Origin of the sequence: Dyadobacter alkalitolerans DSM 23607 (assembly GCF_000428845.1) — a bacterium.
GTDB classification, from domain to species: Bacteria; Bacteroidota; Bacteroidia; order Cytophagales; family Spirosomataceae; genus Dyadobacter; species Dyadobacter alkalitolerans.
Genome location: NZ_AUAS01000035.1, coordinates 1 through 10,128, shown reverse-complemented (window position 1 = coordinate 10,128; position 10,128 = coordinate 1). Strand labels below are relative to the sequence as shown.

Genomic DNA, 10,128 nt, shown 5'->3' with positions numbered 1-10,128 from the left:
CGTAGGAGTCGGGCCCGTATCTCAGTGCCCGTGTGGGGGATCAACCTCTCAGCTCCCCTATCGATCGTCGCCTTGGTGAGCCGTTACCTGCACCAACTAGCTAATCGAACGCATGCCCATCTTCAACCAATAAATCTTTAACAATAAATATCAGGTGATATAAATGTGTTATGCGGTATTAATCCGGGTTTCCCCGGGCTATCCCCCAGTTGAAGGTAGGTTGCATACGCGTTACGCACCCGTACGACGGTGACATTGCTGCCCCCTCGCCTTGCATGTATTAAGCCTGCCGCTAGCGTTCATCCTGAGCCAGGATCAAACTCTCCATTGTAAATTTTGTTGTGATCTCTTTTTCTTAGGGGAGGACCGAATCTTCTTAAACGAACTTTCTTTTTGCTCTCTTCATCATGTCAAAGAACGTTGCTCTGAATCTTTCAGAACTAGTGGTTTCGCCGTCTGCGCTACCGTTGTTCCCGATTGGGAGTGCAAAAGTGCAGGCTTTATTTTTAATACGCAAGTACAAGACACAAATATTTTTAAAGTTTTTTTGCGAATTTTTCTAACCGTCTGATAATCAATTTTATTTAACGGAAAATATTTTAAACTTTTTTTTCAACCGTCATAATATGCCCCTCATATGCTCAGATCGCCTTTTCTAACAGTTTATAGAAATTCTTTTTTAAATACCACAAAACAAAACGAGCCCTTGCTATAAAGCAAGAGCCCGTCCTTCTAAACACTATTCTAATTACGAACCACAAGCCTCGCAGCTTTCAGGATCGTCCAATGAGCATTGCATATCCGCTTTGTTGTCTCTTGCAACAATTGGCTTCGCGTGTTCCTCAGCATACTGCACGTAATTCAGTTCCTTCTCGGCTACCACAGCGGTTGCAGGCTCGATCTGCCGCTCTGCTTGCTTGCTTAATGTGAACTGAACCGGATCAGATGCTGCGCGGGTCCTTAAATAGTACATACCCGTTTTCAGTCCTTTCTTCCACGCATAGAAGTGCATTGAGGTTAACTTACCAAAATTCGCTTCTTCCATGAAGATATTAAGCGATTGCGACTGGCAGATGAATGCGCCGCGGTCGGCGGACATATCCAGCAAGCTGCGCTGCTTAATTTCCCATGCCGTTTTATAAAGGTCTTTAATGTTCTGCGGAATGTTTGGAATGGCCTGAACAGATCCGCTGGCACGAACGAGGTTGTTTTTCATTTCCTCATTCCAAAGGCCCAGCCTTACCAGGTCTTTGAGCAGATATTTATTCACGACCACAAATTCACCCGACAAAACCCTCCTTACATATATATTGGAAGTGAAAGGCTCAAAGCATTCGTTGTTGCCAAGGATCTGACTTGTAGAAGCTGTCGGCATCGGGGCCAGGAGCAGCGAGTTGCGCACACCATGCTGGATAACGCCTTTTTTCAATTTCTCCCAATCCCAGCGATTGCTGTCCGGCGTAACATTCCACATGTCGAATTGGAAAATGCCTTGTGAAACCGGACTGCCTGCCCAGGTTTCGTATGGTCCCAGCTTTTCGGCCAGCTCCATGGACGATTCCATAGCACCGTAATAGATGGTTTCAAAAATGTCCTTATTCAACTGACGCGCTTCGTCAGAATCAAATGGCATGCGCATCAGGCAGAACGCATCTGCCAATCCTTGCACACCAATCCCGATCGGGCGGTGTCTCTTGTTGCTTTTCTCAGCTTCCGGAACAGGATAGTAATTCAGGTCGATGATCTTATTCAGGTTGCGGGTGATCACTTTCGTAATCTCGTACAATTTCTGGTGATCAAAATGCATAAAGCCATCCGGGCCTTGCTCGATGAATTTCGGCAATGCGATCGAAGCGAGGTTACAAACCGCCACTTCATCAGGGGCTGTATACTCAATGATCTCTGTGCAAAGGTTCGAAGACTTGATTGTTCCCAGGTTTTTCTGGTTCGACTTGCTGTTTGCATGGTCCTTATACAACATATAAGGAGTGCCTGTTTCAATCTGCGATTCCATAATGGCAAACCACAGATCCTGCGCTTTAATGGTTTTACGCGCTTTGCCTTCCATTTCATATCGCTCGTAAAGCTTTACGAAATCCTCGCTGTGCGTATCCGAAAGTCCCGGACATTCGTGCGGACAGAATAATGACCATGTATCATTGGCTTCCACGCGCTTCATGAAAAGGTCCGGAATCCACAATGCATAGAAAAGGTCACGCGCACGTTGCTCTTCTTTTCCATGGTTTTTTTTCAAATCCAGGAAATCGAAAATATCCGAATGCCAGGGTTCCATATATATGGCAAAAGAACCTTTGCGCTTTCCGCCGCCCTGATCTACATATCTTGCCGTATCATTAAAAACACGGAGCATCGGCACAATCCCGTTCGACTGGCCATTGGTTCCTTTAATATATGTTCCCGTTGCACGCACATCATGAATGCTCAAACCGATCCCGCCGGCCGATTGCGAAATCAATGCGCAGTTTTTCAGCGTATCGTAAATCCCATTGATGCTATCCTCTTTCATCGTTAACAGAAAGCAAGACGACATTTGGGGTTTTGGCGTTCCGGCATTAAACAATGTTGGCGTTGCATGCGTAAACCATTTTTCAGAAAGTAAATGATACGTCTCAATCGCTGCCTGCACATCTTCCTGGTGAATCCCAACGGCAACACGCATTAGCATGTGTTGGGGTCTTTCCACAATTTTACCGTCAACCTTTAATAGATATGATTTTTCAAGCGTTTTGTAACCGAAATAATCATAGGCATAATCGCGGTCATATATAATGGTAGAATCAAGAAGCGAAGCGTTCTGGCGAATGACATCGTAAACATCTTTCGCAATCAACGACGCATTTTCGCCGGTTTTGCCATCAACATAGGTATAAAGTCGTTTCATTGTGGCGGAGAACGACTTCAATGTATTTTTATGAAGATTTGAGATCGCTACGCGGGCTGCCAAAATCGCATAATCCGGGTGCTTGGTGGTCATGGACGCCGCAGTTTCCGCAGCCAGGTTATCCAGTTCCGCCGTAGTCACTCCGTCGTAAATCCCGGAGACCACTTTTTTAGCGACTTCTATGGGCTGAATATAGTTTGTATCAAGCCCGTAGCTCAATTTTTCAATTCGCGCGGTTACCTTATCGAATTTAACCGATTCACGGCGCCCGTCGCGTTTTATTACATACATTGACATGTTAATGAATTGTTTTTTAGGAAGTTAGTGATGTATCTTAAAGTTGAAATCGTTCTTCGGAGGAGCTTAACAGTCCTTGAAATAACATTAAATTAATCGCATTCGCAACCAGTAATAAGGGGTGCATTTTGGGTTTATAGGGATAATCCAAATCATAGATTTTGTAATATTCTAAATGCTAGCGGTTTACAGTTTATCAACATTAAAATGCAACCGAAAAAAATTTTACAAAAATTTAATGTTGAAAATTTGTAAACATTTTGAAAGACCAGATTTGTATTTCAAATACAATTAGTCCAACAAAAACTTAAATATCAGCTCGTTACAGAAAATTAACTATTTGAAAATATTCTAAACAAGCAAACATTTAAAATTACAAGTTACCGAGGAAATATAAACGACTATTCAAAATGATTTTTATACTGATCAAAACTAGTACATTATGACTAAGCTCATTCATTCTCCATCCCGGCGAAATTTCCTTAAAACATCCACCGGGATCATTACAGGCCTGGCGGCAGGACTTACTGTTCCGGAAATTGTGTTTGCTAAAAATACCGGGCCGGGTTATGCACTTCAACTTGGTGTTTTTGCAGCATATGATAAGGCTGACTATTTAAGAGAATCAGGATGTACATATATAGAGGAGTCGGTCGGGAATTTTCTCATCCCGAAAGATGGGGATGCGCAGTATGCTAAAAACCTCAAACAGCTTCGCGAAGAGAAGTTTCCAATCAAATCGTATGTGATCTTGCTTCCGGGGAGCCTGAAAACATTGGGGCCGGATGCGAATCATCAGGCCATTCTGGAAAGGACAGACCTTGTTTTGAAACGTGCAAAAGAATGCGGTTCTCAGTATGTGGTTTTCGGAAGCGGCGCTTCACGCATTATCCCTGAAGGTTTTGATAGAGAGAAGGCAAAGGCCCAGCACATTGAATTGACCAAAAAAATGGCACCGCTGGCAGAAAAATATGGCGTTACCATTGCTGTGGAGCCTTTGAACCGCGGGGAAACCAATTTCATTAACAGCCTGGCAGAAGGGGTCGAGATCATTGATGCAGTTAAGAGCCCGAGAGTGAAGTTGTTATGCGACATTTTTCACATGCTGAAAGAAGATGAATCGCCGGATGAGATCGTGAAATTCGGCAAACACATTGTCCATTGCCACATTGCCGAAAAGGAAAACCGGACGCCTCCCGGGGTTAAGGGCGACGATTTCAGACCTTATTTAAGTTCACTGAAAAAGATCGGCTACAAAGGCGGATTGTCTATTGAATGCTTCGTTTACACCGATTTCGATAAGGAAGCAAGACGGGGCGTAGAGGTGCTTAAACAGCAATTGAGTGAAGTTTAATCACTTACCGTTGCGTATAGTTAAGTTTTCTCAAAAAGATAGGCGTTGATTTCTTGGTTTACTAAATTAGAATTTTTACTTTTGCAATCCTTTTTGAGAATTGTATCGAAACACATAATACCATATACCAATGAAAAAAGATATTCATCCCAATTATAGAGACGTAGTTTTCTGGGATCTATCAAGCGATTTTAAATTCATTACGCGCTCTACCATAGAAACTACCGAAAATATTACTTGGGAAGATGGTAAATCTTATCCGGTTTATAAAGTTGAGGTTTCTTCTCAGTCGCACCCTTTCTACACAGGTAAAAATGTACTTGTTGATACTGCGGGCCGCGTAGACAAATTCAGAAAACGTTACGGCGCACAGAAAGAAGCTTAATCAGCGCTTTCTTACCGAAATTAAAAGAAGCAGTCTCTTGTAAAATGTACAAGAGACTGCTTCTTTTTTTGCCCTAACCAAAAAAATGGGCGAACTTTGGCCCCACATACTAGCACAAAACATGCCTACATTCATTCTATTTGACGATCCCGCAATCCGCGCTCAACTTTTACCATTTACATACACCCGTCCCGTTTCAGCAATTCGCTGCGGCATTAACAAGATTTCAGAAAAATGGAGCTTATGGCTGGATTCAGCGGTTTCCTATCAAACTGCGGCTTACCTGTCATTGGCATTTCCAGCTACGAGTTCGACTGATAATATTTATATCAACGGTAGCCTGTGCCCAGACACCAGGCTCGTTGAAGAAATTAATAAGCTTCCTTTGGAATCAGCACTGATTGCGGGCGACGACGTTCTTGCCATCAGAAGTACCGGGACGTGGAATCCGGATATAAATATTACAAATTATGAATCTCATCATTATGCTGGCTCATATACACTGATCCGAAACGTTTGGGACATATTTGCTTTTAATGGTGAGCAGATCGAAACGGATTTTAGAAAAATAACGGAGAATAGAACTTCCGAACCGTTGACTGATCCTTATACTCATTGCTACAAACCTGAAAACATCTTCATCGAAAAGGGCGCTGTTGTTAAAGCTTCTATTTTAAATGCCGAGAATGGGTCTATTTATATAGGTAAGAATGCGCTGATTCAGGAAGGCTCAATGGTTCAGGGACCGTTTTCAATTGGAGAGGGCAGCGTGCTGGCGCAGGGAACGAAAATCCGGCCAAACACAACCGTGGGGCCATTCAGCAAGCTCGGTGGCGAAGTAAGTAACTGTGTTGTATTTGGTTATAGCAACAAAGGACATGACGGTTATTTGGGAAATTCGGTGCTGGGCGAATGGTGTAACCTCGGCGCCAACACCAATAATTCAAATTTGAAAAATGACCATAGCAATGTGAAACTACATAGCTATATCACCAATGATCTGGTTGACACAGGTTTAAGGTTTTGCGGGTTAATGATGGGTGATTATTCCAAAGCCGGAATTTCGACAATGTTCAACACGGGCTCCGTTGTTGGCGTAAGTGTGAATGTGTTCGGGGCTGGCTTTCAGGCCAAACACACGCCTTCCTTTTCGTGGGGCGGTAACGCAGAAGGATTTTCAGAATATCGTTTTCAAAAAGCCCTTCATGTGGCGCAGGACACGGTTAGCCGTCGAAATGTTACATTTGGAGAAACAGATGAGGAGATTTTAAAATCCGTTTTTGAGCAGACGCGCGAACAGCGCAACTTTGAGGTTTAAGACCACTTTTACATTAGTTTAAAAAATCATCCACCGTGCTTTTCAGAGAAATACCGGGACTTGAACATATCAAAGCAACGTTAAGGCGCTCGGTGAAGAATAGCCATCTGGCTCATGCACAGCTGTTTGATTCCCCTGCCGGTGGCGGCGGTCTTGCCCTCGCCTTAGCATTTGCGACATACATTAATTGTGAAAACAAAAGTGATGAGGACGCTTGCGGCACTTGTGCTTCCTGCGCAAAAATGGCCAAGCTGATCCATCCCGATTTTCACTTCATATTTCCCATCGCAACTTCAAAAAAGATCGACGGGAAAACCAGCGAGGCGTTTTTAGGCCTGTGGCGCTCATTTTTGCTGGAAAATCCTTATCGCATCCTTCCTGAATGGCTCGATCACATTAGTGCAGAAAACAAGCAAGGAAACATTTCCGTCGAAGAAGCACGTGGAATTTTGAGAAAGTTATCAGTGAAAGCTTACGAGGGCGAATACAAAATTCTGTTGATCTGGAAACCGGACATTATGAATGCGGCTTCGTCTAACGCGATCCTCAAAATCCTCGAAGAGCCGCCCGAAAAAACACTCTTTTTACTTGTTAGCGACCAGTCTGACAAGCTGTTAACCACCATTATTTCCCGCACACAGCGCATTAACATTCCCGCGTTTTCGGATGAAGAGGTGCGTTATTTCCTGAAACTGCAACAGGTTAGCGACACAGCTGCGAATCAAATCGCTTACTTGTGCGACGGAAACTTGTCGGAAGCATTAAAATTGGTTCAGGATGCGGAGGATGATCGTTCCGGCTGGTTTGCGGCGTGGATGCGTTCCTGTTATAAATATGACATTTCGCATTTGGTAAAGCTGGCTGACAATTTTGATGTGATGAATAAAGAAAAGCAAAAAGGCCTTTTAGAATACGCATTGAGGCTTTTTCGCGATATGCTGGTTTGGAGCCACGGCGCAGGCGAGCTTCTGCGCGTGCCCGAAGAAGAGCTTACATTTGTACAAAACTTTTCAAAAACGGTTAACTTTGATTCACTCGAGAAAATGATCGAAGAGGTGAATCTTGCTTACTATCATATGGAACGGAATGTGCGCGCAAAAATGGTTTTTCTGGATCTTTCACTGACCGTCGCCCACTTTTTCCAACGCCGATGAAGCCAACGCTAGACATTATCGGCGCAACCGACATCGTGGATCTACCCGATCTGGGCTGGTTTGATGTGCCCGTCCGCATTGATTCGGGGGCGACCACTTCCTCCATTCATTGCTCGCGCGTAAGGCTGATCAAAGATGGCGACCAGCCGCAATTGTGTTTTTATTTGGATGCAAAAAAAGGCGCACCACAGCAATCCTACACGGTTTCGGATTTTAAAGAAACCATTGTTCGAAATTCGTCGGGAAAAGAAGAAAAACGTTATGTGATCAAAACGAAGATCACCATCTTTGGTAAAAAAATCCGGACAGAGTTTTCACTTGCCAACCGGCGTAAAATGAGATATCCCATCCTGTTAGGGCGTAAATTGCTGAATAAGCGGTTTTTGGTGGATGTCTCGCAAAAAGATTTATCCGCTGCAAAGCGTTCAAAGGCATCTCATCGTTCTCACGCCAGACATCAATCCTGAATTTACCCCATTTTATTTTTAGTTATTTATATGAAAATCGCCGTATTATCCACCAATCCCGACCTTTATTCAACGAGGCGTCTGGTGGAGGCAATTAAACAAAGGGGTCATCAGGCAGTGGTTATCGACCATGTGAAGTGCTTCGTCATGATTGAAGGAGGAAAACCGACCATCATTTACAAAGGAAAACCCATCACCGAAATCGACGCGGTCATTCCCCGGATCGGCACGTCTGTGAATGCATTTGGCTGTGCCGTGGTGCGGCAATTAGAGTTAATGAAGGTTTTCACGACCGTCAAATCACAGGCTATCCTGCGTTCCCGGGATAAGTTGCGCAGCATGCAAGTGCTTGCCAAATCTGGCGTAGACATTCCAAAGACGGTTTTCGCTAAAAATCCTGCGCAGGTCAACGAGCTGATCCACATGGTAGGCGGGCCGCCGGTGATCATTAAGCTGCTCGAAGGAACGCAGGGTGTAGGCGTTGTTTTGGCTGAGACGATTAAGGCTGCAAAATCGACGATTGAAGCATTTTACGGCTTAAAAGCGAATTTCCTCATCCAGGAATACATTGCAGAATCCAAAGGTGCCGATATTCGCGCTTTTGTGATCGGCAACAAGGTCATAGCAGCCATGAAACGCCAGGGACATGAAAGCGATTTCCGCTCGAACCTGCACCGCGGCGGCGAAGGACATTTGATCGAGCTTACCGCAGAAGAAGAACAAACGGCTATTGCAGCCGCCAAAGCACTAGGCGTCCGGATCGCCGGTGTCGATCTGCTGCAATCTGAACGCGGCCCGCTGGTCATGGAAGTAAACTCCTCCCCCGGCCTCCGCGGAATTGAAGAAGTAAGCGGGATTGATATCGCTGCTTTGATTGTTGCTTATATTGAGGATAAGATTGTAATGGATGAGGGGGATACGGTTGGGGTTTGAATTAAGAAAAATTAGTAAATCATGCATATAAAAATAGGAACGCGGGGAAGTAAGTTGGCGCTTTGGCAGGCGTATTATGTGGAGGGGCTTTTGAATGAAGGCGGCATTGATACGGAAATTGTCATTATTGAGACCAAAGGCGATAAAATCCTGACCCGTTCATTATCGAAAATAGGCAGTAAAGGCGTTTTTACGCAGGAATTGGAAGATCAGTTGCTCGACGGCAGCATTGACATTGCGGTGCATAGCGCCAAAGATCTTCAATCGCAACTGGATGATGCCTTTGAACTTATTGCCTTTACTGAACGCGAAAAGGCCAATGATGTTTTGGTAAGTCATAACACCGAACTTTCGCTCAAAAGCGGTGAAGCCTTCGTAGTAGGAACTTCTTCCACGCGGCGGGTGGCTGTTTTGAGGCATTTCTATCCGCATATCCAAACCGTGGACATGCGCGGTAACCTGCAAACACGCCTCAGAAAACTGAATGAAGGCCATTGCGACGCATTGCTCCTCGCCTATGCCGGCGTCCACAGAATGGAATACGATGATAAAATCGCAGAGCATTTGCTTTTAGACGAATTCACACCAGCGGTAGGCCAAGGCAGTGTCGCCATTGAATGTGCTGTAAATTTGGCGGAGGAAAAGAAAGCCATTATTAAAAAACTGATCAATCATCCCCAAACGGAAACCTGTCTCTTAACCGAAAGAGCATTCCTGAAACGCCTACAAGGCGGATGCAGCATCCCCGTTTTCGGCATGGCAACATTGCACGAGGATCAGATCAACATTACCGGCGGCATAATTAGTTTGGACGGACAAGAATTGATCCGAAGAACTGAAACTGGTTCAATCTCATTTCCGGAAGAGTTGGGAACTGCATTAGCCGATGAATTGCTTGAAGCGGGAGCGGATCGGATTTTGAGAGAGATTAAAAGTCAGACGCAGACATTGTAACATTCGATTGCGTATATAAAGGCGAAGAGGCTGTCTCAAAAGAGGCAGTCTTTTTTCGTTTTTATCGGTTGTAAAGTTTTTCTGAATTGATTATCTTTAGGTATAAGCAATTCAGAAAAAAATGGGTCGCCGCCAGCCTAATTTTAAGCCCTATCACCAGCAGCAGTTGATGCTGCTCCCTCCCAGTCTAGAAGAATTGATCCCCAAGGGGCATGTTGTGCGTGTGGTAGACGATGTGATCAATAAGATTAATTTAGAGCCGCTCAATGCTGCCTACTACCTCACCGGTCCTGCAAGTTATCATCCCCAAATGCTCTTAAAAGTGCTCGTATTTGGCTATATGAGCAACATCTATTCTAGCAGG

9 protein-coding genes and 1 rRNA gene are annotated in these 10,128 nt (G+C 44.5%); 8 read left to right on the top strand and 2 right to left on the bottom strand.

Annotation, left to right across the window (positions count from 1 at the left end; all coding sequences use genetic code 11):
• Both G395_RS0126685 and G395_RS0126680 read right to left on the bottom strand, forming a co-directional pair.
• Positions 1 to 331: ribosomal RNA gene (locus G395_RS0126685) — 16S ribosomal RNA — on the bottom strand; the annotation flags it as partial.
• Between the two features lie 417 nt (positions 332 to 748).
• Positions 749 to 3,193, bottom strand: coding sequence for a ribonucleoside-diphosphate reductase subunit alpha (locus G395_RS0126680; RefSeq protein WP_026632810.1), 2,445 nt, complete (start codon positions 3,191 to 3,193; stop codon positions 749 to 751).
• A gap of 448 nt (positions 3,194 to 3,641) precedes the next feature.
• Between G395_RS0126680 and G395_RS0126675 the strand changes: the two genes are divergently transcribed.
• The 8 genes from G395_RS0126675 to G395_RS32610 all read left to right on the top strand — a co-directional run.
• The gene (locus tag G395_RS0126675) at positions 3,642 to 4,553 is read left to right on the top strand and encodes a sugar phosphate isomerase/epimerase family protein (protein ID WP_026632809.1); all 912 of its coding nucleotides are present in this window, start codon (positions 3,642 to 3,644) and stop codon (positions 4,551 to 4,553) included.
• Between the two features lie 130 nt (positions 4,554 to 4,683).
• Positions 4,684 to 4,938: a type B 50S ribosomal protein L31 gene (locus G395_RS0126670; protein WP_026632808.1), complete on the top strand. Its 255-nt coding sequence runs from the start codon at positions 4,684 to 4,686 to the stop codon at positions 4,936 to 4,938.
• A gap of 121 nt (positions 4,939 to 5,059) precedes the next feature.
• Positions 5,060 to 6,256, top strand: a complete 1,197-nt coding sequence (locus G395_RS0126665) for a putative sugar nucleotidyl transferase (protein ID WP_026632807.1) — start codon at positions 5,060 to 5,062, stop codon at positions 6,254 to 6,256.
• Between the two features lie 35 nt (positions 6,257 to 6,291).
• Positions 6,292 to 7,410, top strand: a complete 1,119-nt coding sequence (locus G395_RS0126660) for a DNA polymerase III subunit (protein ID WP_026632806.1) — start codon at positions 6,292 to 6,294, stop codon at positions 7,408 to 7,410.
• The gene (locus G395_RS0126655) at positions 7,407 to 7,877 is read left to right on the top strand and encodes an ATP-dependent zinc protease family protein (protein WP_026632805.1); all 471 of its coding nucleotides are present in this window, start codon (positions 7,407 to 7,409) and stop codon (positions 7,875 to 7,877) included. The genes G395_RS0126660 and G395_RS0126655 overlap by 4 nt, the downstream gene beginning before the upstream one ends.
• Positions 7,878 to 7,907: 30 nt before the next feature.
• Positions 7,908 to 8,810, top strand: coding sequence for a 30S ribosomal protein S6--L-glutamate ligase (gene rimK / locus G395_RS0126650; protein ID WP_026632804.1), 903 nt, complete (start codon positions 7,908 to 7,910; stop codon positions 8,808 to 8,810).
• Between the two features lie 21 nt (positions 8,811 to 8,831).
• Positions 8,832 to 9,764 (top strand): hydroxymethylbilane synthase, encoded by a 933-nt coding sequence (gene hemC, locus G395_RS0126645; protein WP_026632803.1) that lies wholly within the window; start codon positions 8,832 to 8,834, stop codon positions 9,762 to 9,764.
• A 121-nt stretch (positions 9,765 to 9,885) separates the two neighbouring features.
• Positions 9,886 to 10,128 (top strand): transposase (locus G395_RS32610; RefSeq protein ID WP_035362175.1); only part of this gene is annotated, 243 nt, incomplete at its 3' end.

What these genes read in the sequence shown, in the direction of transcription:
- G395_RS0126655 (WP_026632805.1), top strand. Translation starts at nt 7,407, where the DNA reads ATGAAGCCAACGCTAGACATTATCGGCGCAACCGACATCGTGGATCTA.
- rimK (WP_026632804.1), top strand. Translation starts at nt 7,908, where the DNA reads ATGAAAATCGCCGTATTATCCACCAATCCCGACCTTTATTCAACGAGG.
- G395_RS0126675 (WP_026632809.1), top strand. Translation starts at nt 3,642, where the DNA reads ATGACTAAGCTCATTCATTCTCCATCCCGGCGAAATTTCCTTAAAACA.
- G395_RS0126665 (WP_026632807.1), top strand. Translation starts at nt 5,060, where the DNA reads ATGCCTACATTCATTCTATTTGACGATCCCGCAATCCGCGCTCAACTT.
- G395_RS0126680 (WP_026632810.1), bottom strand. Translation starts at nt 3,193, where the DNA reads ATGTATGTAATAAAACGCGACGGGCGCCGTGAATCGGTTAAATTCGAT.
- G395_RS0126670 (WP_026632808.1), top strand. Translation starts at nt 4,684, where the DNA reads ATGAAAAAAGATATTCATCCCAATTATAGAGACGTAGTTTTCTGGGAT.
- hemC (WP_026632803.1), top strand. Translation starts at nt 8,832, where the DNA reads ATGCATATAAAAATAGGAACGCGGGGAAGTAAGTTGGCGCTTTGGCAG.